Annotated in this window: 22 protein-coding genes; 9 read left to right on the top strand and 13 right to left on the bottom strand. The window is 64.6% G+C overall.

All coding sequences use genetic code 11. From position 1 onward, the window contains the following. Positions 1–92: 92 nt before the first annotated feature. From GJ699_RS23480 to GJ699_RS23455, 6 genes are read right to left on the bottom strand one after another with little or no spacing between them, the layout of a single operon-like run. A complete protein-coding gene (locus tag GJ699_RS23480; RefSeq protein ID WP_154380871.1) occupies positions 93–1,820 on the bottom strand; it encodes an MFS transporter in 1,728 nt (575 codons plus the stop codon). Then, entirely contained in the window at positions 1,801–2,937 is a 1,137-nt protein-coding gene (gene nagA / locus GJ699_RS23475) for an N-acetylglucosamine-6-phosphate deacetylase (RefSeq protein ID WP_154380870.1), read from the bottom strand. The genes GJ699_RS23480 and nagA overlap by 20 nt, the downstream gene beginning before the upstream one ends. A gap of 1 nt (position 2,938) precedes the next feature. Next, positions 2,939–3,733 carry a DeoR/GlpR family DNA-binding transcription regulator gene (locus tag GJ699_RS23470; protein WP_371867645.1) on the bottom strand — a complete coding sequence of 265 codons (795 nt, stop codon included), beginning with the start codon at positions 3,731–3,733 and terminating at the stop codon, positions 2,939–2,941. Continuing rightward, entirely contained in the window at positions 3,727–5,022 is a 1,296-nt protein-coding gene (locus GJ699_RS23465) for a D-tagatose-bisphosphate aldolase, class II, non-catalytic subunit (RefSeq protein WP_154380913.1), read from the bottom strand. The genes GJ699_RS23470 and GJ699_RS23465 overlap by 7 nt, the downstream gene beginning before the upstream one ends. Continuing rightward, positions 5,022–5,987, bottom strand: coding sequence for an ROK family protein (locus GJ699_RS23460; protein WP_154380868.1), 966 nt, complete (start codon positions 5,985–5,987; stop codon positions 5,022–5,024). The genes GJ699_RS23465 and GJ699_RS23460 overlap by 1 nt, the downstream gene beginning before the upstream one ends. Next, on the bottom strand, positions 5,968–7,110 hold the full coding sequence (locus GJ699_RS23455) for an SIS domain-containing protein (RefSeq protein ID WP_154380866.1): 1,143 nt from the start codon (positions 7,108–7,110) through the stop codon (positions 5,968–5,970). The genes GJ699_RS23460 and GJ699_RS23455 overlap by 20 nt, the downstream gene beginning before the upstream one ends. Before the next feature lie 311 nt (positions 7,111–7,421). On the opposite strand from GJ699_RS23455, the gene GJ699_RS34245 reads away from it, so the two are divergent. Beyond that, a complete protein-coding gene (locus tag GJ699_RS34245; protein WP_371867644.1) occupies positions 7,422–8,072 on the top strand; it encodes a PEP-CTERM sorting domain-containing protein in 651 nt (216 codons plus the stop codon). Between the two features lie 124 nt (positions 8,073–8,196). After that, on the top strand, positions 8,197–10,242 hold the full coding sequence (locus GJ699_RS23445; RefSeq protein ID WP_154380864.1) for a TonB-dependent receptor: 2,046 nt from the start codon (positions 8,197–8,199) through the stop codon (positions 10,240–10,242). Here the strand turns inward: GJ699_RS23445 and GJ699_RS23440 are convergent. Beyond that, entirely contained in the window at positions 10,239–10,754 is a 516-nt protein-coding gene (locus GJ699_RS23440) for a YgjP-like metallopeptidase domain-containing protein (RefSeq protein WP_154380862.1), read from the bottom strand. The genes GJ699_RS23445 and GJ699_RS23440 overlap by 4 nt on opposite strands. A gap of 45 nt (positions 10,755–10,799) precedes the next feature. Beyond that, a complete protein-coding gene (locus GJ699_RS23435) occupies positions 10,800–11,276 on the bottom strand; it encodes a hypothetical protein (RefSeq protein WP_154380860.1) in 477 nt (158 codons plus the stop codon). Between the two features lie 182 nt (positions 11,277–11,458). On the opposite strand from GJ699_RS23435, the gene modA reads away from it, so the two are divergent. Genes modA through GJ699_RS23415 form a run of 4 tightly spaced genes read left to right on the top strand, consistent with a single transcriptional unit; the run spans position 11,459 to position 14,361 of the window. Continuing rightward, complete coding sequence (modA, locus tag GJ699_RS23430) at positions 11,459–12,202, top strand: molybdate ABC transporter substrate-binding protein (RefSeq protein WP_154380858.1); 744 nt, start codon at positions 11,459–11,461, stop codon at positions 12,200–12,202. Between the two features lies 1 nt (position 12,203). Further along, complete coding sequence (gene modB / locus GJ699_RS23425; RefSeq protein ID WP_371867642.1) at positions 12,204–12,881, top strand: molybdate ABC transporter permease subunit; 678 nt, start codon at positions 12,204–12,206, stop codon at positions 12,879–12,881. A gap of 2 nt (positions 12,882–12,883) precedes the next feature. Continuing rightward, complete coding sequence (locus GJ699_RS23420) at positions 12,884–13,567, top strand: ATP-binding cassette domain-containing protein (RefSeq protein ID WP_154380907.1); 684 nt, start codon at positions 12,884–12,886, stop codon at positions 13,565–13,567. 2 nt (positions 13,568–13,569) lie between these two features. After that, on the top strand, positions 13,570–14,361 hold the full coding sequence (locus GJ699_RS23415) for a TOBE domain-containing protein (protein ID WP_154380905.1): 792 nt from the start codon (positions 13,570–13,572) through the stop codon (positions 14,359–14,361). A gap of 5 nt (positions 14,362–14,366) precedes the next feature. Here the strand turns inward: GJ699_RS23415 and GJ699_RS23410 are convergent, their stop codons facing one another. Then, positions 14,367–15,191, bottom strand: a complete 825-nt coding sequence (locus GJ699_RS23410; protein WP_154380855.1) for an oxidoreductase — start codon at positions 15,189–15,191, stop codon at positions 14,367–14,369. 111 nt (positions 15,192–15,302) lie between these two features. Between GJ699_RS23410 and GJ699_RS23405 the strand changes: the two genes are divergently transcribed. Next, positions 15,303–16,223, top strand: coding sequence for an AraC family transcriptional regulator (locus GJ699_RS23405; protein ID WP_154380853.1), 921 nt, complete (start codon positions 15,303–15,305; stop codon positions 16,221–16,223). Between the two features lie 5 nt (positions 16,224–16,228). Here GJ699_RS23405 and GJ699_RS23400 read toward each other — a convergent pair whose 3' ends face one another. Further along, positions 16,229–17,014: a helix-turn-helix domain-containing protein gene (locus GJ699_RS23400; protein WP_154380852.1), complete on the bottom strand. Its 786-nt coding sequence runs from the start codon at positions 17,012–17,014 to the stop codon at positions 16,229–16,231. 97 nt (positions 17,015–17,111) lie between these two features. Between GJ699_RS23400 and GJ699_RS23395 the strand changes: the two genes are divergently transcribed. Beyond that, positions 17,112–17,909 carry an inositol monophosphatase family protein gene (locus GJ699_RS23395; RefSeq protein WP_154380850.1) on the top strand — a complete coding sequence of 266 codons (798 nt, stop codon included), beginning with the start codon at positions 17,112–17,114 and terminating at the stop codon, positions 17,907–17,909. A gap of 5 nt (positions 17,910–17,914) precedes the next feature. Here the strand turns inward: GJ699_RS23395 and GJ699_RS23390 are convergent, their stop codons facing one another. From GJ699_RS23390 to GJ699_RS23380, 3 genes are all read right to left on the bottom strand, one after another. Then, positions 17,915–18,259 carry a KGG domain-containing protein gene (locus tag GJ699_RS23390; protein WP_154380848.1) on the bottom strand — a complete coding sequence of 115 codons (345 nt, stop codon included), beginning with the start codon at positions 18,257–18,259 and terminating at the stop codon, positions 17,915–17,917. A gap of 86 nt (positions 18,260–18,345) precedes the next feature. Next, positions 18,346–18,789, bottom strand: a complete 444-nt coding sequence (locus GJ699_RS23385; RefSeq protein ID WP_154380846.1) for a phasin family protein — start codon at positions 18,787–18,789, stop codon at positions 18,346–18,348. 66 nt (positions 18,790–18,855) lie between these two features. Then, positions 18,856–19,875: an NADP-dependent oxidoreductase gene (locus GJ699_RS23380; RefSeq protein ID WP_154380844.1), complete on the bottom strand. Its 1,020-nt coding sequence runs from the start codon at positions 19,873–19,875 to the stop codon at positions 18,856–18,858. Positions 19,876–20,006: 131 nt separating this feature from the next. On the opposite strand from GJ699_RS23380, the gene purU reads away from it, so the two are divergent. Continuing rightward, positions 20,007–20,876: a formyltetrahydrofolate deformylase gene (gene purU, locus GJ699_RS23375; RefSeq protein WP_154380842.1), complete on the top strand. Its 870-nt coding sequence runs from the start codon at positions 20,007–20,009 to the stop codon at positions 20,874–20,876. The last annotated feature ends 1 nt before the right edge of the window (position 20,877 follow it).

The following is a 20,877-nucleotide window of genomic DNA, read 5'->3' as shown; positions in this document are numbered from 1 at the left end:
GGGGTCAATCCTCCCAAAGCTACACGGGCTCTACCGTAGCGGAACGCTACGGTAGAGCCCGTGTAGCTTTGGGAGGATTGACCCCGGTTACATTAGGCGAAGTGGCCGTTGATTTCTTCTAGCGTTTTGCCGCGCGTTTCGGGCAGCAGGAAGGTGGCGGCCAGGAAGTAGACCACGGTGCAGCCGGCCCAGAAGAAGAACATCGGGGCGTAGCCGTGCAGGCTGACCACTGGCAGGAAGGCTGCCGCTAATACTGTGGAGACGAATTGGTTGATCAGCAGTGCGATGCTCATGCCGTTGGAGCGGATGCGGTTGGGCATGAGCTCGGACAGCGCCAGCCATACGCACACGCCCGGTCCCACTGCGAAGCTGGCGATGAAGGCGAGCAGGCAGCCCAGCACCAGCCAGCCATGTCGGGTCTGCGGACGCGGGCCGATGCGGGCGCGTTCGATTTGCAGCGGCGCTTGCAGTGCGGCGTTCATGTCGGGGAAGGGATTCAGGTGCAGGCGACGGAAGGCGGCGCCGATGACGCTGTCGCCTTCGACGTAGTCCGGTGGCGCGATGCGTAGTGTGTCGCCGGGGCGCAGGCTTCGGACCTGTGTCATCGGTCCGTAGCTGTAGGCGATGTCGAGCTGGTAGTCGTCGTTGCCGGCCAGCGTGTGCAGGGTGTCGGCATCCAGTTGCAGGGCGTTGGCGCTGATGCGCTGATTTAACGCGGTGCTGATGTCGGCCTGGCCAGCTTCGGCGCCACGGAACAGCAGCGCCGCAGCCAGCAGTGAGACTACGATGCCGCCGGAGCCTAGCATCAGCAGGAATTTGCGGCCTTTGCGGTCGACCAGTACCACGGCCAGCACGGTCATCAGCGCGTTCAGCAGCTTGAGTGCGAAGTCACCGACGTTGCCCATGCTGCCGGACAGGCCGCCTTGATCGAGTATGGTGACGGCATACGCCAGCACCGAGTTGATGCCGGTGGCCTGGTTGCAGGCCAAAATCAGGCAGGCCAGCAGGAACGGCAGGATGTAGCGGCGCTGCAGCAGGCCGCCGCCGTCGCGTTGCGCTTGGCCGCTGACGCTGTCCTCGCCCTGGCCGGAGATGGCGGTTAGTTCGGCACGCGCTTCGTCGGCGTGGCGGGTGCGGCGCAGTGCTTGCAGCGCTTCGTTCGGTCGACCGCGCGCGATCAGCCAGCGTGGCGATTCGGCCAGCCACAGCACGCCGGCGCTGAACAGCAGGCCGGGTGTGAGACTAAGCCAGAAGATGCGGCGCCACGCGGCATCCTGCACCGCTTGCAGCACGGCTGGCGTGTCGCGCGCGGCTTGTTCCACCTGGTGAGCGACCAGCAGGCCGATGGCGGCGGCCAGCACCAGGCCGATGGTCAGCAGCAGCTGGAAGATGGCGGTGCCGCGTCCGCGCACGGCGGCTGGCAGGCTTTCGGCCAAGTAGAGCGGCACCACCACGCCGATCAAGCCGCCGCTGATGCCTTGCAGCAGACGGCCCAGCAGCAGCGGCATGTAGCCATCGGCCAGCGCGATCACGGGAATGCTGATGCTGAACAGCAGGCCGGAGATGAACATCAGCCGCTTGCGGCCCCACTTCTCGGCCAGCGCGCCGGCGGTCAGCGACGACAGCACGGAGCCGAGCAGCACCGCCGCCACTACAAAGCCCAACTGCTGCGACGACAGCTTCCACAGCTGCACCGCGCTGGCTTCGAGATAGGGCAGGGCGCCGGCGATGATGCCGACGTCGATCCCGTACAGCAGGCCTCCGAGTCCGGCGACCAGCAGCAGGTAGCGGGTCTGGTTTTCAGGCGTAGACAGGTGCATCTTGGGTAGCTCCTTGAGCGAGGTTGATAGCGTGGCCGCCGATGACGACGCGGCGCACTTGCAGTTGGGTGTCGAGTACCACCAGGTCGGTGCGCAGGCCGGCGGCCAGCTGGCCACGATCCTGCAGGCCGAGATATTCGGCCGGGTAGCGCGACACGCGCGCCGAGGCATCCTCCAGCGACAGTCCGAGATCGACCAGGTTGCGCAGCGCCTGGTCCATGGTCAGCGCGCTGCCGGCCAGCGAATCGCCCAGTACCAGTCGCACGCAGCCCATGCACTTCATGACGCGCTGGCTGCCCAGCATGTATTCGCCGTCCGGCATGCTGGTCGCGGCGGTGGCGTCGGTCACTGCGTACAGGCGCGGGATGGCGCGCATGGCGGCGCGCAGCGCGCCTGGTTTGACGTGCTGCAGGTCGGGGATGATTTCGGCGAATTCGCCATGCGCCAGCGCCGCGCCCACCATGCCGGGCGAGCGGTGGCTGAAGCCGGACATGCCGTTGAACAGATGAGTGAAGCCAGCCAGGCCGGCTTCGATGGCGGCCACGCCGTCCTCGTAGCTGCCGGCGCTATGGCCGGCCTGGACGCGGATGCCCATCGCGCTCAGTTGAGCGATCAGCGTCAGGTGGCCGGGAATTTCCGGCGCCAGCGTCAGCACCTTGATCGGCGCGATGGCGTTCCAGCGCTGCACCTGTTCCAGCGTGCCGGTGCTGACCGGCGGCGGCTGTGCGCCCAGCCGCTGGCAGTTGAGGAACGGGCCTTCGAGGTGCACGCCGAGGATCTGCGCGCTGTCCGGCGCCTGGTTGGCGATGACAGCACCGAGGCCGCGCAGCGCGTGTTCGATGTCGGCCGGCGGCGCGGTCATGGTGGTGCCGAGCAGGGTGGTGGTGCCATGGCGCGCGTGCAGGCGCGCCACGCGCGATGCTGCGTCGCCGCCTTCCATGATGTCGGTGCCGCCGGCGCCATGCACGTGCAGATCGATGAAGCCGGGCAGGATCAGCTGATCGCCCGCCGCAGTTGGATCGGCTTCGATGTGGCTGATGCGGTCGTTGTGATGCAGCCGGCCCTGTACCCAGCCCTGGGGCGTCAGGATGCGGCCGCTGATGGTGTGGTGGTTCATGTCATTCCTCTTCTGCGATCAAAACCTGTACTCCGCGCAGCGTCAGCGCGGTGCGCATGGTTGGCGCCAGGCTGCTGTCGCTGACCACGGTGTCGATGCGTCCCAGGCCGCAGATGCGGTGCAGGCAGATGCGGCCGAACTTGGAACCGTCCGCCAGCACGATCACCTGGCGCGCCTGCGCTGCCATGCGCGCGTTGAGGCGGGCGTCCGCTTCGTCGTGGGTGGACAGGCCGAATTCGGGATCGCAGCCGTCGGCGCCGAGGAAGACTTTGTCGAACACATAGCCTCCCAGCCCGGCCTCGGCCTGCGGCCCTTGCAGCGATTGCGATGCCTTGCGCAGCGTGCCGCCGGACAGGATCAGTTCTATCCCCTGTACCGCGCCCAGTTCGTGGGCGATCGGCAGGCTGTTGGTGAAGACGCTGAGCGGCAGCGGCGCATCCGGCTGCACGCTGGCGCGCGCGAGGTGGCGCGCCAGTTGCAGTGTGGTGCTGCCGGCATCCAGTATCAGTTTGTCGCCCGGTTGTACCAGTTGCATGGCGCGGGCGGCGATGTGGTGTTTGCGCTCGCGGTGCTGGCCGCGTTTTTCATCCAGCGGCAGTTCCGGCGGCGCGCGCCGCGTGGTGCAGGCGCCGCCGTGCTGGCGCCGCACCAGTCCCGCCGCCGCCAGCATTTTCAAGTCGCCGCGGATGGTCACGGTGGAGACGCCGAAGCGCTGCGCGAGGCGGTTGACGCGCACCTTGTCCTGCATCTCCAGCGCCTGCAGGATTTGATCACGGCGCACCTCGGCGTTCAGCACAACGCCTCCGCGTTGTTGGCATGGCAGGCGCGCGCGTAACGCGCCAGTACCAGGCCGATTTTGTGTCGCGCCAGCTCTGCGGCGCGCGGCGGCAGGCGGCCATCCAGCACCGCTTCCATCTGCTCGGGCAGATATTGGCTGATCAGCGGCAGCGGCAGTTCGCGGTCTTGCAGATTGGCGTGCAGCCGCTCCAGCGCCTGCGCCACTGCCGGCTCACCCCAGTAATAGCGGCTGCGGTCGGACAGTGCGTATTTGCGCAGCATGCGCAGTTGATCGGGACCGCCATGGTAGTGCTTCTGCCAGTGGCGCGGCTGTTCCAGCATGCAGCGCTCCAGCACCTCGACCAGCTGCGAGCGTTGTTCGACCGGAATCAGCGCGTCCTCGATGGCGGCCAGTGCGAAGCTGGCTTCACGCAGCGCATTGGTGGCGGCCGGGCCGACCTTGAGGATGGCGAAATGGTCGCGCACCAGCGCGTGCAGCGCGCGTTCGCTCTGGTAGTCGGTGGAGTGAGCCTCGAACACCAGTCCCGGATGGGCGGCGATGAAGGCCGACAGCGGCGCCGCTTCGGCCGGCGCGTAGTGGTGCACGGTGCTGTGGTCGAAGTCGACGCCGGGCTGTACCACCAGTGCGATCACGCGCTCCCAAGCGCCATGCAGCCCGCGCGCGGCGAAGGCTTGCTGGTGTGCGGCCAGCGTGGCGGCTGCGGCGTCGGGCCGCGTCACTTGCAGGCCGCCGGCCAGCGACGCCTCGCCGCCGGGGATCGGTACTTCGGTGCCGATCACGTACACCGGCGGTGGCAGCTCGGCGGCTTGCGCCGCTTGCTCGGCCACTTGCGCCAGGTCGGCCGAGCGTTCGGCCACGATGGCGTCCGGCAGCGGCACGGGATCGCCGGCGCAGGCCATGCTGCAATCGAGGTGGATCTTATGGAAGCCGGCGCGCACGTAGGTGGCGATCAGCACGCGCGCGTTGGCCATTGCTTCCGCCGGCGCCAGGTGCTGCCAGGTGTTGGGGCCGAGATGGTCGCCGCCCAGGATCAGGCGTTCTGGCGGCAGGCCGGCCAGGTCGGCCAGCTTGCGCACGTAGGCGATGTAGTCGGATGGCGTCATGCCGGTGTAGCCGCCGAACTGGTCGACCTGGTTGGAAGTAGCCTCCACCAGCAACGGCGTGTTGTGCGCCAGCGCCACTTCCATCGCGGCGTGCAGCACCTGCGCGTTGGCGCAGCAGACGCTGGGCAGGCCGACCGCCTGGCCGGCATGGTGTTGTCGTATCAGGGTTTGGATAGGGGACATCATGGCTCCTGGTTGGATGAGGTGTTGGCCTGGCGCGCCAGCAGTGCGGCACCGCGCGCGCCGCCGGCATCGCCAAAGACGGGCGGCAGGATGGGCGGCACGCCGAGGCCGGGGATCAGGTGGGGACGGATGGCGGCGGGCAGCCCGCTGTACAGGTGCGGCAGTTGCGACAGGCCGCCGCCCAGCACGATCACGTGCGGGTCGTAGGCGAGGATGATGCGGGCCAGCGCGGCGCCGAGCAGGTCGAGGTGTACGTCGAACACGCGGGTGGCCATGGCGTCGCGCTCGGCGCGGCGCGCGGCCAGTTGTTCGGCGTTGTCGCCTTCACCGCCGCTCAGGTGCGCGTGCAGGTTGCGCAGGCCGGTGCCGGAGACGTAGCTTTCAAGGCAGGCGGCGCGGCCGCAAGGGCAGGGCAGCAGCGGCAGTTCGTAGCGTTTCAGCAGACTCGGATCGAGCGGCCAGTGGCCCCACTCACCGGCGGCGCCGTGCAGGCCGCGCACCAGCTTTTGCTCAACCACGTAGCCGGCGCCAGCGCCGGTGCCGATAATCAGGCCGAACATGCTGGCCGCGCCATCACCAGCGCCGCCGTGTGCTTCGGACAGGGCGAAGCACTGGCAGTCATTGCCCAATGCGATGGGGCGTTGCAGTTTCGCGCGCAGCACGGACAACAGTTCGCGTCCCATCAGGCCGGGGATGTTGGCGCAGATGTGGGTGCCGTTGGCGGCGTCAATGATGCCTGGTACGCCGATGCCGACCGGCGCGGGCGCGCTCGGCGCGCCGGCCAGCGCCGCATCGGCATCCTGGACTAGCGCGACCAGCGCGCGCACCAGCGCGTCGTAATCCCGCGTTGGCGTTGGCACGCGCTGGCGGTAACACACTTGCAGGCTGGCGTCGCACGCCACCAGCTCAATCTTGGTACCGCCCAGATCGATGCCGTAGTAGTGCTCAGGCGCGCGCATAGTCATGGATGATCACGCCCTGCACCACGCGATTGACGGTACCGTTGGGGAAGGGATTATCCGGCGTCAGGCCCAGTCGCATCGACTGATGCAGCGCCAGCACCTGCGCAAACACCACGTGGCACACCGCCAGCCAGGCATCGGCCAGATCCGCCGGTGCGCCCAGCGCCTGGCCGTCGATGGCCAGCACGGTGCCGGCCACGCCGTCGCGCTGCAGTTCATCCAGCAGGTCCTGGTCATAGCGGCGCGCGTGCGAATCCTGGCTGCGGAACAGCACCACCAGGCTGTCGCGGTCCAGCACCGACTTCGGACCGTGGCGGAAGCCCAGCGGCGAATTGGCCAGCGCCAGAATGCGGCCGCCGGACAGCTCCAGCACTTTCAGCGCCGCCTCGCGCGCCAGCGCTTCCAGCGGTCCGCCGCCCAGATAGACGATGCGCTGCACCGGCTGCTGGCCGAGCGCATGCCAGTCGCCGGCCTGCGACGACATCCATTGCGTGGCCAACGTCGCCAGCAGCTCGATGCGTTGTGCGGCGACGTGTAGCGGTTCGCGTCCCAGCACCGTCAGCGCCGCCAGCACCATGCTGGTGAAGCTGCTGGTCATGGCGAAGCCCTGGTCGCAGCTGGCGTCCGGCAGCACCAGATTGATGGTGTCGCCCTGACCGGCGCCAGCGCGCGCCAGCTTGCCGTCGGCATTGCAGGTGATGTTGAGGAACAGCGCGCCGGCCGCCTGCGCCCGCACCAGTTCGACGGCGGCCTGGCTTTCGGGACTGTTGCCACTACGTGCGAACGATACCAGAAGCAGCGGACGTCCGGCTGGCAGATACAGGGCAGGGTGGCTCAGCAAGGTGGTGGTGGCCAGCGCCCGTACTTGCGCCGGCCAGGCGGCATCCAGATGGTCCGCGACCAGTTCGCCAGCGTAGGCCGAAGTGCCGGCGCCGGTCAGCAGAACCAGTGCGCGCGGATCGTTCAACAGCGCGTGCAAGCTGGCGCGGGCAGCGGCGGGCAGAATATCCAGCAGCGCCGGCAGTTGGCGCCAGACCGCCGGTTGCTGGGCGATTTCGCTGGCGGTGTGGGCGCCACCTCGGGCTTGCCACGTGTCGATGGGCAGATGATGCAGTTGGGTCGTCATAAAGTCTCCGGCGGATCAAAAATCGGTTAAAACGATGGTAACGTTAACCTATGAATCGCGCTAGTCCCTCCTTCGATTTTTCGCGTCAGCTTGCAAAACGAAAGTACTTTGACCTGTCTCGCTTACGCCACGTTGCGTTTCTGTGTAGGTACTTTATTTGTTTTTCTACGCCCCACGATATCAAGCAGCCGCATTAATGCAGTTTTCAAATTGAAAACTTTTATGTCGATTTGGCATTTTTATGTGCTTCAATCACATGACACCGAGCCTACCCCGAGGATGTGTGCTGGCCCGGTGTACAGGGGAGGGCTGTGGAAGCAGCCCTGAAAAGAAAAATGTCACGGAGAAATGTCTTGAAAACCTTAACAATGTTGAGAGCATCCACCACCGCAGCCCTGCTATTCGCTGCTACTGCCCAGGCAAACACCACCATTGATTTCGACGCGGGATCGGTCCAAAGCCAACTGAACTACCAGAACTGGATTGCCACCTGGACCGGTACCAGTTATGTCGAAGACGGCTTCTTGCTGCAAAGCTCGGGGCCATGGGGGAATCAGCTGCTGGCATCAGAAATCACCTACAACAACGGCTCGTATGCGATGGCTGCAACGCCGGTCGGCACCACGACCCTGACATCGCTGACCAGTCCAGCCTTCAACCTCAATTCCATCGACCTGATCCGACTGCCGGCTCGCCGGGACTGGACTGTCACCTTCATCGGCACCAAGACCGACAACACGACGGTCAGCCAAACCATCACCATTACCGACAACGCGTGGCATACCTATAGCTTGGGCGCAGACTTTACCGACCTGGTGTCGGTGACGTGGCAGGAGGGCGTGTTACGGCTCTACGCCTATGACAACATCGACGTGACAGCGGTGCCGGAAGCCGAAACCTGGGCCATGCTGCTTGCCGGCCTGGGCATGCTGGGCTGGATGCAGCGACGCAGACAGGCATAAGCCGGGCGCGAGCAGCGGTGGCAGCGCCGCTCGCGCTTACATGGTTTTGCATGGTTTTACCCGCCTGCAGCACCATTTTGAAACGCCTTCTTTACTATGTTTGCTTGCAAAAACAGGAGTGAAGATGCGTTTCGGGAAGAAGGCGTTGGTGTTGGCAATGGCGGTCGCCGGGGCGGGTGCGCAGGCGGAGGAAGAGGATGTCAAACTGGAGAAGGTGCAGGTGGTCGGCCATTACGATAATGCCGTCGGCACCTCGGATGCGGCCAGCCAGGGCGTCATCACCGGCGACCTGATCGCCAATCGGCCGGCGCTGCGCACCGGCGAGTTGCTGGAATTCGTGCCGGGCATGATCGTCACCCAGCACAGCGGCGACGGCAAGGCCAATCAGTATTTCCTGCGCGGTTTCAATCTCGATCATGGCACCGACTTCGCCACCTATGTCGACGGTATGCCGGTCAATATGCGCACCCACGCGCATGGCCAGGGGTACTCCGATCTGAACTTTCTGATTCCCGAGCTGGTGCAGCGCATCGATTACAAAAAGGGGCCGTATTTTGCCGACGAGGGCGACTTCGCTTCCGCCGGCGCCGCGCACATCAAGCTGGCCGATCATCTGGAGCAGGGCATTGCCAGTCTGTCGCTGGGCAGCTATGGCTATCAGCGCGCGGTGGTGGCGGATTCGTTCCAGGCCGGCGGCGGCACGCTGCTGTACGGCCTCGAAGTCAACCGCAACAACGGGCCGTGGGACACGCCGGAGAAGGTGCGCAAGTACAGCGCCACGCTGCGCTACAGCGCCGGCACCGCCGACGATGGTTATAGCGTGACGGCGATGGCGTATCACAACACCTGGAACTCGACCGACCAGGTGCCGCTGCGCGCGGTCGAGTCGGGGCTGATCGGGCGTTATGGCGCGATCGATCCCACAGACGGTGGCGACAGTGCGCGTTACAGCCTGTCCTGCGCCATGCGCAAGCGCGATGGCAACGTGCTGTTCGAGATGGATGCGTATGTGGTGCATTCCAGCCTGGACTTGTTCAGCAACTTCACCTACCTGCTCAGCAACGAGGAGGATGGAGATCAGTTCAATCAGAGCGAGCGCCGCACCATGGCGGGCTTCAATCTGGCGCAGTCATGGACCAGCGATCTGGGCGGGCTGCCGATGCGGAACAAGATCGGCCTGCAGACCCGCTATGACCAGCTGTCGCCGGTGGGCTTGTACGAGACGGTGGCGCGGGTGCGTACCGCCACCGTGCGCGAGGACCGCGTCAAGGAAAGCAGCGCCGGCCTGTATGCCGAAAACGTCACGCAATGGCAGCCATGGCTGCGCAGCTTGGCCGGGGTGCGCTATGACGCTTATCGTTTCGACGTCGACAGCAGCATCGAGGGCAATAGTGGCAAGGCCAGCGACCATATCGCGTCGCCCAAGCTGTCGCTGATTTTCGGGCCGTGGGACAAGACCGAGTACTTCATCAACTACGGCAAGGGCTTCCACAGCAACGATGCGCGCGGCACCACGCAGACGCGCTTGTCGGACGGCTCGGCCTCGACGCCGGTGACGCCGCTGGTGCCGACCCGTGGCGGCGAGCTGGGACTGCGCACCGAGATCGTTCCCGGCCTGCAAAGTTCGTTGGCGCTGTGGCGGCTGGATATCGCGTCGGAGCTGGTGTTCGTGGGCGATGCCGGGGAGACCGAAGCCAGTCGCGCCAGCCATCGGCATGGCATCGAGTGGAATAACCACTACATCGCCACGCCGTGGCTGCTGTTCGATCTGGATCTGGCGACCTCGCACGCGCGCTACACGCAGGATGATCCGGCCGGGAACTACATTCCAGGCGCGGTCAATCGCGTGGCCTCGTTTGGCGTGACGGTGACCGATATGGGACGTTGGTCCGGCAGCTTCAACCTGCGCCACTTCGGGCCGCGACCGCTAACGGAGGACAACAGTGTGCGCTCGGCTTCGACCACGCTGGCGTATGCGCGGGTTGGCTATCAGTTGAGCAAGCGCACCCGCCTGTCGCTGGATGTGTTCAACCTGTTCAACAAGCAGGCCAGCGATATCGATTACTACTACGAGTCGCGGCTATCGGGCGAAAGCTCGGCGGTCAGCGATATCCACTTCCACCCGGTCGAGCCACGCACGTTGCGGCTGACCTTGAGCCACAGTTTCTAGGCCGCGCTCCACAGGCGCGGCGAGCCCTGATCCAGCACCGTCAGATACAGCCGCAGGTCGAACTCGTACTGATGGTAGTTGGGCTCCATGTAAGTGCACAGCTTGTAGAACGCCTTGTCGTGCTCCTTGTGCTTGAGGTGAGCCAGCTCGTGCACGGCGATCATGCGCAGGAATTCCAGCGGCACTTCCTTGAACATGGTGGCGACGCGGATCTCGTGCTTGGCCTTCAGCTTGCCGCCCTGGACGCGCGAGATGGCGGTATGCAGCCCCAGCGCATGGTTGATGACGTGGATCTTGTTGTCGTACTCAACCTTGTTGATCGGCTCGGCGTTGCGCAAGAATTCCGTTTTTAAATCCTGCACGTACTGGTACAGCGCGCGATCGGTGCGCAAGTCGTGGGCTTTGCTGTAGCGCTTGAGCAGCACCTCGCCCAGCCGGTTCTGGGCGATCAGCTGACTGACTTGCTGCTGGACTTGTTCGGAATAGGCGCTGAGGTACTTCAGGTGGGACATGACGGCTGCGGAAAAATGGCGAGCTCGGAATGTATCACATGTCGCTTAGTCGGTAACGGTGATGTGATGGTAGCTGTTGTCTTTAAAGTAAATGATCTCGCAGCTGGCCTCGCCATGACACAGGCCGATCGCCTCGGTGGCGATATCGACCGCCGGCGCGCAAGCGCCGCCGCCATGACACACCGGGTGATAGCTGCCTGGCTTGATCAGTGACAATTGCGGCAGGTTGACCTCACTGTCGCCGAAGGTGTGGATGACGCCGATCTCGCGGCCGCTGGCCGGGTCTGGCACGATGACGACGGCGTCGGTGTCGCCTTTGTACATCAGCAGGGCGATATCGTCGCTGCCAGCCTGGATGAAGCTGCCCCGCATGTCTTTCCCAATCAAGGGCAACCAGCCAGCTGGCAAGGGACGGCCAACGGGAGCGGCTTGCGGCGCTGCTGGGGTGTCGGCCTGCGCCGCGTGGCCGGCAGTGGCGCTGAGCAGCAAGGTGGCTAGGAACAGCCAGGAAAGGTAGCGCATGGTCGATCTCCAGATACTGGTGGGTGGCGTGACATCTCCGCTGCATTCTACGGTCAATGCCAATTAATCAATCGTTACGGTTTGGTAATGCGACTGGACTAGTTCTTCCGGATAGTACCCAGATTGCCATGGCGCTATATAATCAGGTTTATTGCGCTAATTAATAGGAGTAGGGAGTGAAAATGCAAAAAGCAGTTGTGGCGGCATTGCTGCTGGCGCTGGGCGCCTCGGCTTCGGCAACGGACATCACGGTATCGGCTGCGGCCAGCCTGACCAATGCGTTCAAGGAAATTGGCACCGCGTACGAGAAGGAGCACGCCGGCGACAAGGTGTTGTTCAATTTTGCGGCGTCCGACCCGCTGGTGCAGCAAATCAGCAAGGGCGCGCCGGTCGATGTGTTTGCTTCCGCCGATCAGGATGCGATGGACAAGGCCGACCACCTGAAACTGCTGGCACCAGGCACCCGCAAGAACTTCGCCAGCAACAGCCTGGTGCTGATCGCGCCGCAGAACGCCAAAGTGGCGCTGAAGAATGTGAGCGATGTGGCGCAGGCTGGCGTGTCGCGCATCACCATCGGTAATCCGGCCAGCGTGCCGGTCGGCCGTTATACCAAGGCGGCGCTGGAAAATGCCAAGCTGTGGCAGGCGGTCGAGCCCAAGCTGATTCTCGGCACCTCGGTGCGTCAGTGCCTGGACTACGTGGCGCGTGGCGAGGTCGATGCCGGCTTCGTGTATGCCACCGATGCCGCCATCGTCAAGGACAAGGTCACGCTGGTGGCCACGGTGCCGACCGAAACCCCGGTGACCTATCCGATCGCGGTGATCGCCGCCGGTCCGCAGGCTGCGGAAGGCCGCAAGTTTGCCGATTACGTGCAGTCGCCGGCCGGTCAGGCCATCCTCGCCAAGTACGGTTTCGGCCGTCCATAACGTGGATGCGTTCGATCCAGCGTGGGTAGCGCTGCGCCTGTCGCTGAAAGTGGCCCTGTGGGCCACGCTGATCGATCTGTTGCTGGGCGTGGCGTTGGGGTATCTGCTGGCGCGCAAGCGTTTTCCCGGCCGCGAGCTGCTGGACGCGGTGCTGACGCTGCCGATGGTGATGCCGCCGACGGTGCTGGGCTACTATCTGCTGGTCATCATTGGCCGCAATGGTGTGCTGGGCGCCTGGCTGCAGCAGATGGGCATCAATCTGATCTTCACCTGGCAGGCGGCGGTGATCGCGGCCGCCGTGGTGGCGTTCCCGCTGGTGCTGAAGGGCGCGCGGGCGGCGTTTGAAAACATGGACTTGCAGCTGGAGCAGGCGGCGCGGGTGCTGGGCGTGTCCTCGTTTGGCGTGTTCCTGCGGGTGACGCTGCCGCTGGCCTGGCGCGGCGTGCTGGGCGGTACTTTGCTGGCTTTCGCCCGTTCCATGGGCGAGTTCGGCGCGACGTTGATGGTGGCCGGCAGCATTCCCGGCAAAACCCAGACGCTGTCGATCGCGGTGTATGAGGCGGTGCAGGCCGGACAGGACGATCACGCCAATCTGCTGGTGATCGTTACCTCGGTGGTGTGCGTGACGGTGCTGATCGCGGCTAATAAATTGACGCCCAACCGGGCGCTGGCGGTATGAGTATGCAGTTTAAAGTCGATGTTCAGAAAACCCTGCGTTCGGGCGAGCGCGAATTCGTGCTGCGCGCGCGCTTTGAATCGGCCAGCCAGCGGGTGGTGGTGTACGGTTCTTCCGGCGCCGGCAAGAGCCAGATGATGAAGGCGGTGGCCGGCCTGATGACCCCGGACAGCGGCCGCATCGAACTGGCCGGCCGCTGCCTGTTCGACAGCGCCGCCCGCATCAATGTGCCGCCGCAGCAACGCAAGGTGGCTTATTTGTTCCAGGATTACGCGCTGTTTCCGCATCTGAACGTGCGGCAGAACATTGCCTTTGGCTTGCAGCGCGGCTGGCGCAATCCGCTGGCGCGCGTCGATGGCGAGCAGGTGCGTTACTGGCTGCAGGCGTTCGAGCTGGAGGCGGTGGCGCAGCAGTTTCCGCATCAGCTGTCCGGCGGTCAGCGGCAGCGGGTGGCACTGGCGCGCGCGCTGGCGCCGCAACCCGATGCGCTGCTGCTGGACGAGCCGTTTGCCGCGCTCGATCCGGGACTGCGCGGCCGCATGCGTGCCGAGCTGGACGCGCTGCAGCGGCGGCTGCAGATTCCGATGCTGATGATTACCCACGATCCGGAAGACGTGCGCGCCTTCGGCGATCACGTGCTGCGGATGGAAAATGGTAGCATGCTGCGGGTGGAGGAGAGCGCGGCATGAGCATGGAATTGCAGGGCAATGTGTGGATGACTATCGATGGCCAGAAGCTGGGCGGGCAGGACCGCGTGGCGCTGTTGGCGGCGGTGGCATCGGAAGGTTCGATCACGGCGGCCGCCAAGGCGGTCGGCATGAGCTACAAGGGCGCGTGGGACGCGATCGAGGCGATGAACAATCTGGCTGGCGAACCGCTGGTCGAGCGCGTGGCCGGCGGCAAGGGCGGCGGCGGCACGCGGCTGACCGGGCGCGGCACGCAGTTGGTGGAGAACTTCCGCAAGATCGACGCGGCGCACCGCGAGTTTGTGTCGCACCTGAGCGCGCAATCGCATGCGCTGGCCGACGATTTTTTACTCATTCAAAGGATGAAGATGAAAACCAGTGCGCGTAATCAGTTCAGCGGCAAGGTGGTGGCGTTGAAGCAGGGCGCCGTCAATGACGAGGTGGTGCTGGAGATCGTCGGCGGTCAGCAGATCGTCGCCACCATCACGCGCGACAGCAGCGATAGCCTGGGACTGGCGGTGGGCGTGGAGGCGTTTGCGCTGATTAAGGCCTCGTCCATCATCGTCGCGACCGAGCTGGGTGACGTCAAACTGTCGGCGCGCAACCGTTTGAGCGGCAAGGTCAGCCGCGTGCTGCCGGGCGCGGTGAATACCGAAGTCAGCATCGAATTGCCGGGCGGCGGCGCGATTGCCGCCATCGTCACCCGCGACAGCGGCGAGGCGCTGGCGCTGGAAGTCGGCGCCGAAGTCAGCGCCATCTTCAAGGCATCCAGCGTCATCATCGGCACGCCGGCTTAACCGTCTTAACCGTCGGTGGAGCGCGTCAGCGCTTCCCAGACGTTGATTTCTTGCTCCATTTGCGCCAGCTTGCCGCGCACCAGGCCGAGCGCATCGCTACCCAGCAGCAGGTGAGCCGGCGGCTGCGCCAGTTCGGTCAGCGTCAGGATGGCTTGCGCCGCCTTGGCCGGATCGCCGGGCTGCTTGCCGCTGCGCGCGGCGCGCGTGGCGCGGATCGGATCGAACAGTGCGTCGTAATCGGCAATGCTGCGCTCCGAACGCACCATCGAGCGTCCGGCCCAATCGGTGCGGAATGAACCGGGCGCCACCGCAGTGACGTGGATGCCGAATTGTCCGACCTCTTTGCCGACCGTTTCGGAAATGCCTTCCAGCGCGAACTTGCTGCCGGCGTAATAGGCAATGCCGGGCATGGTGATGAAGCCGCCCATCGAGGTGATGTTGATGATGTGGCCGCGCCGGCGCGTCCGGAACAGCGGCAGGAAGGCCTTCATCATCGCCACCGCGCCAAACACGTTGACGTCGAATTGGCGGCGCATCTCGTCGAGTGACGATTCCTCCATCACGCCTTCATGCCCATAGCCGGCGTTATTGACCAAGACGTCCACCGGGCCGGCGGCGGCTTCGGCCCGCGCTACCGCCTGCTCCACGGCGTCGAAATCGGTCACATCTAATACGCAGGCGTGGGCGCGCGGATGCAGGGCTTCAAATGCGGCGTGTGCCTGTTCGTGGCGCACGGTGCCGATGACGGTGTGGCCGGCGGCCAGTGCCGCCTCCGCCAGCGCGCGGCCAAAGCCGCTGCTGACGCCGGTAATAAAGAAGGTCTTGCTCATGGTATTCCTTTGCGGTCAGTGAGGTTGCCATGGTAGGTCGGGCGGCGTCAGGCGGCCATGCCGGAAGTTCTGCATCATTTGCCTGATTCTCTGAGGGATTACAATCGCGCTATGAAAAATCGCATAGTCACCTTGATGGAGCGCCTGGCGCCGGTGGAGGGCTACAATTTGTCCGCCTTGCCGGATGTGCGCTTTCTGCGCTCCAACCGTCCTTTGAACCGGACGCCGGTCCTGTATGAACCCGGTATTGTGATTGTCGGCCAGGGGCGCAAGCGTGGTTTCCTTGGCGGGCAGGAATATGTTTATGATGCCCGGCACTGTCTGGCCGTATCGGTCCCCGTGCCATTTTCGATGGAAACCGAAGCCAGCGCGGAGGAGCCGCTGCTGGCGATGTATCTCCGGCTGAATTTTCAGCTGACGGCGGATTTGCTGCTGGAACTGGAAGCGCAGGGGCAGCCCGTGCTGGCCTCGCCACGCGGCATGTTGTCGACGCCGATGGATGCGCGCCTGACGGCGTCCGTGCTGCGGTTTCTGGAAGTGCTGTCAGAGCCGCTCGATCTGGCGATGCTGGGGCCGGCATTGCTGCGCGAGATTTATTACCGTGTGCTGACCAGCGCGCAAGGCGGCGCGATGCGGGCGGCGCTGATGCAGCAGGGCCGCTTTGCCGCCATCTCGCGCACTTTGCGCAAGATACACGCATCGTTCAGTGAGGAACTGGATATCGGCCAGCTGGCCAGCGAGGCCAATATGAGCGTGGCGACGTTTCATCATCACTTCAAGGCGGTGACCAGCACGTCGCCGATCCAGTATCTGAAGTCGACCCGGCTGCACCAGGCGCGGCTGTTAATGCTGCGCCATGAGATGTCGGTGGCCGCTGCCAGCGCCGAGGTTGGCTATGAGAGCGCGTCGCAATTCAGCCGCGAGTTCAAGCGGCTGTTTGGACTGAGTCCGGCCAAAGAAGTGGAGCGCATGCGCCAGACCTTCGCCATGCCGGACCCGCAGCCGTCGCCCGCTTGGGTGGCCGCTCACTGAGGACTCTATGCGCCAAAGCGGGCCGGTGTCGTCCCGAGCAGGCGGCGGAACAGGGCGATGAAGCTGCTGACGCTGTCGTAGCCCAGGCTGAGCGCCACCGTCGTCACCGAGGCGCCGCCGTTCAGCAGCGCCATGCCTTTCTGCAGGCGCGCCACCTGGCGCCATTCGACCACCGACATGCCGGTCTCGTTGCGGAAGTGACGGGTCAGGCTGCGGCGCGACCAGCCCAGTTGATCGGCCCAGGCGTCGAGATCGGTTTCATCGGCCGGATCTTCCGCGATCGCGGCGGCCATGGCCAGCAGGCGCGGATGACGCGGCATGGTCAGGTGCAGCGGGTCCGGCTCGGCGGCGCGCATCTCGTCGAGGAACACATTCATCACCCGCAGCGCGGCGGCGTCCGGCGGCATGCCAGTCGGCCAGGCACACATGCGTTGCAGCAGCGACTCCGCCAGCGGCGACATGCGCAGCGCCAGCGATTGCTCGGGAAAGCCCACACACAGCGACGGCGCCAGATGGATGGTGTAGCCGGCCAGACCCGGTTTGAGGGTGTTGCCGTGGGCGCTGGCCGCGTGCTCCATATACGGCGGTATCCAGCCCAGCCGGCCAGGCGGCAGCACCTGGCGGTTGCCGCCGGCTTCGACCAGAATCACCCCTTGCAGCGGAATGTACATCTGGCCTTCTGGGTGATAGTGCGAGAACTTGCCCTTGCCGACGCCGCCATCGGTGTGCTGGGCCGCGACATAGATGGGCATGTCGTCGCTGAGTCGCTTGTCGCCGTAGTAGTTGCTCATGATGTGGCCCGATTGCGTTATCGATTGTCCGCTTGCAGTTAGCCGGGCTCCGATTTTACATGCAATCTACGGGTTTCATTGAGCGCAAGGGAAAATCATGACTGCAATCGATACGGAAGCCGTGCTGGAGCTGTTGCGCGAGGTCGGTGCCGGCCTGTGCGAGACCTTCTGGCAAAGCGCGCCGGTGGCGGACGTGGATGAGATGTGGCGCGCGTTTCACCGCATCGACGGCGACGCCAGCGCCCTGTTGCGGCGCGAATTGTCGGCCCGCTACCCGGCCATCGCCTGGGCCGACGGCGAGCTGAGCGAAGCCCATGCGCGCGCCGGCGAATACTGGATCTGCGACGCCATCGACGGCGCGGTGCAATTCCTGCGCGCGATCCCCAACTGGTGCATGTCGCTGACGTTGATGCGCGAAGGCGTGCCGGTGTTCAGCGCTATCTACGACGCCATGCATGACGAGATGTTCCATGCACTGTGGGGCCACGGCGCCTGGTACAACGGCAAGCCGGTGCGTGTTAATGCGCGCGCGGATCACTACCAGGCCATGGTCGCCAGCAGCCAGCCGACCTTTGCCAGCCGGCACGGCCAGGTGGTACAGCAGGCCGGCGCCGCGCTGAGTGCCATGTTGAGCGATGTGGCGGCGGTGCGCAATCTCGGGCCGACCTCGCTGCAACTGGCGTACGTGGCGTGCGGGCGGCTGGATGGGTTCTGGCAGTACGGCGAGGATGGCTATAACTGCATCGGCGGCACGCTGCTGGTGCGCGAGGCGGGCGGCGTGGCGACCCAGGCCGATGGCCAGCCATATCATTTACATGCGGCCAGTATCGTGGTGGCGCCACCGGGTGTGCATGCCTCGATGTTGCAGCGGCTGCAGCAAGTCCCGGTGGCATGATGCCGCTATTGCTTGTTGCCGCCCTTGGATGATTGCTCGGAACCCGCGCTGGCGGCGGCGCGGTTTTTCTCCGCGTTGGCGCGGGCGGCGGACTGGCGGCTTTCACCGCCTTTGCGGCCGATTGCAGCCATGTGTTCGCGGTCGCGGCTGACCGCCTCGCCGCCTTTCTGGCCGGCGCGGCGCGCTTCTTCCGAATCGAATTCATGCGCCGTGCCTTTCTGGTGGGCGGCTTGCCCGCCCTTGCTGGCGATGGCGCGCTGGGTGGCTTCGTCCATCGCGGCAAAGCCACGCTTGGCGGTGCCCTTGGGCTTGCCCTGACTGTTGTTGGCATTGCTGGTATTGCTGGCCATAGATACCTCCGTCTAAAGATGGGAACAGACAGCAGGGTGTCCTGCTGTTCTGTGTGGTTAGAGTTGCAAGATTGACGGAAGTTCCATTAATGCCGCAGCTGGCTGCCGGGCTGGAAGCGCGCCAGCTGTTCGGCGGCGCGGGTGGTGCGGGTGGCCGCTTCCTGCATCAGATCGTCGGTCAGGGTGCTGGCCGAGCGGCTGACGGCCGGCATGTGGTGGGCGGCGGTCTGGTTGAGGCTGGCGTTGGCGCGGCTCAGCACTTCGCCGACGCGCTGCTGGTAATGGCTGAACGCGCGTTGGCCCGGCCTGAGCTGGGCGGCGACGGCGGCGCCCAGCTGGTTGGCGTCCTTGCTGGCCATCAGGCGTTGGATGTTGCCGCCGGCTTCAGCGATCAGGTCGCGCCCCAGTTGCAGATTCAGTGCGCTCAGGCTGTGCATGGTTTCCAGCGTGCGCTGGCCCAGGTCGACATAAAGGCCCAGCAGCAGTTCAATGTGGGAGTGGAAGGCGGAAGGCGGGAATTGTGGGAACATAATGGGTCCTCGGCGTGTTGGCGGTATTTGCATAGACGCCGAGGCGGGCGGAAGGTTCCGCGCTTTTTATGAGGTGGCTACTTGCAGCACCAGTTTGCCGAAGTTCTTCCCTTCAAACAGCATGTTGAGCGCTTCTGGGAAACGCTCCAGGCCGGACACTACATCTTCCTTGCTCTTGATCTTGCCGTCCTTGAGCCAGCCGGCCAGCGCGGCCACGCCGATCTGGTAGCGGTCGGCGTAGTCGAACACGACGATGCCTTCCATGCGGGCGCGGTTGACCAGCAGCGACAGGTAGTTGGACGGTCCCTTGACCGGCGTGGTGTTGTTGTACTGCGAGATGGCGCCGCAGATGACGATGCGCGCCTTCATGTTGATGCGGGTGAGCACGGTATCGAGGATGTCGCCGCCGACGTTGTCGAAGTAGACGTCGACGCCCTGCGGGCAGTGCTGCTTGAGGCCGTCGCGCACCGAGTCGTTCTTGTAATCGATGCAGGCGTCGAAGCCCAGCTCGTTGACGACGAAATCGCACTTCTCCTTGCCGCCGGCGATGCCGACCACGCGGCAGCCCAGTTGCTTGGCGACCTGGCCCACGGTCTGGCCGACCGCGCCGGCCGCGCCCGATACCACCACGGTTTCGCCCAGCTTGGGCAGGCCTACTTCGGTCAGGCCGAAGTAGGCGGTCATGCCCGGCATGCCCAGCGTGTTGAGGTAGGTGGTCAGCGGCGCCAGTTTCGGGTCGACCTTGTGGAAGCTGGCGCTGCGATCGTCTGCGGCGCCGGTCCAGTAGCGCTGCACACCGGTGCCGCCGGAGACGTGGTCACCGACCGCAAAGCGCGGCGACTGCGATTCCACCACCACGCCGACGCCGCCGGCGCGCATCACCTCGCCAATGGCCACCGGGCGGATGTAGGATTTGCTGTCGTTCATCCAGCCGCGCATGGCCGGGTCGAGCGACAGGTACAGTACCTTGACGCGGATTTCGCCGTCGGCCAGCGGGCGCAGCGGCTCTTCGGCCTGTTGCCAGTCGCTATCCTTGACCATGCCGACCGGACGCGCGGCCAGGCGGAACTGCAGATTTGTCTCCATCGGTATCTCCTTGTATAGGGTGCTTGGGGTGCTGCTGACTATATCTTAAATTGAACGAGCGTGCTATTTTTTGTCGCAATAGGCAAGGCATGCGACAATAGCTCTCTTTTGTCCAATCTCCTTACGGTTTTATGAGCAATCCCGAATACATTTTGACACTGTCTTGCCTGGACCAGCGTGGAATCGTGCATCGCGTGTCGGGCTTCCTGGCCGAGCATGGCTGCAACATCATCGATTCGGCCCAGTTTGGCGACAGTGAGTCGAAACTGTTCTTCATGCGCGTGCATTTCTCGCTGGAAGACCGCGCCATCGGCGATGAACTGCTGCGCGCCGATTTCGGCCTGCTGGCGGCCGACATGCAGCTGAACTGGGAACTGCGCGACGCCCACTACAAGCCGCGCGTGATGCTGATGGTGTCGAAGATCGGCCATTGCCTGAACGACCTGCTGTTCCGCTACAAGAGCGGTTTGCTGCCGGTGGAGATTCCGGCCATCGTGTCGAACCACATGGACTTCTACCAGCTGGCGGCCAGCTACAATATTCCGTTCCACCACTTGCCGCTGGCGACCGGCGCGCCGGTGGCCGACAAGCTGGCGCAGGAAGCCCGCATTATCGAGCTGATCAACACGCACAAGATCGATCTGGTGGTGCTGGCGCGTTACATGCAAATCCTGTCGCCGTCGCTGTGCGAGGCGCTCAAGGGCCGGGCGATCAATATTCACCATTCTTTCCTGCCGAGCTTCAAGGGCGCCAAGCCGTATGCGCAGGCGCATCACCGCGGCGTCAAGCTGATCGGCGCCACCGCGCACTTTGTCACCGGCGATCTGGACGAAGGTCCGATCATCGAGCAGGACGTCGAGCGCGTCGATCATTCGATGGATGCGGAGACGCTGTCGGCGATCGGTCGCGATGTGGAGTGCGTGGTGCTGGCGCGCGCGGTCAAGTGGTTTGTCGAGCACCGCGTTTTGCAAAACGGCGCGAAAACCGTCGTATTCAAGTAAG

This window comes from Duganella guangzhouensis (assembly GCF_009674535.1).
GTDB lineage: Bacteria > Pseudomonadota > Gammaproteobacteria > Burkholderiales > Burkholderiaceae_D > Rugamonas > Rugamonas guangzhouensis.
The sequence above is the reverse complement of the archived record's forward strand: the minus strand, read 5'-3'. Positions and strand labels throughout refer to the sequence as shown.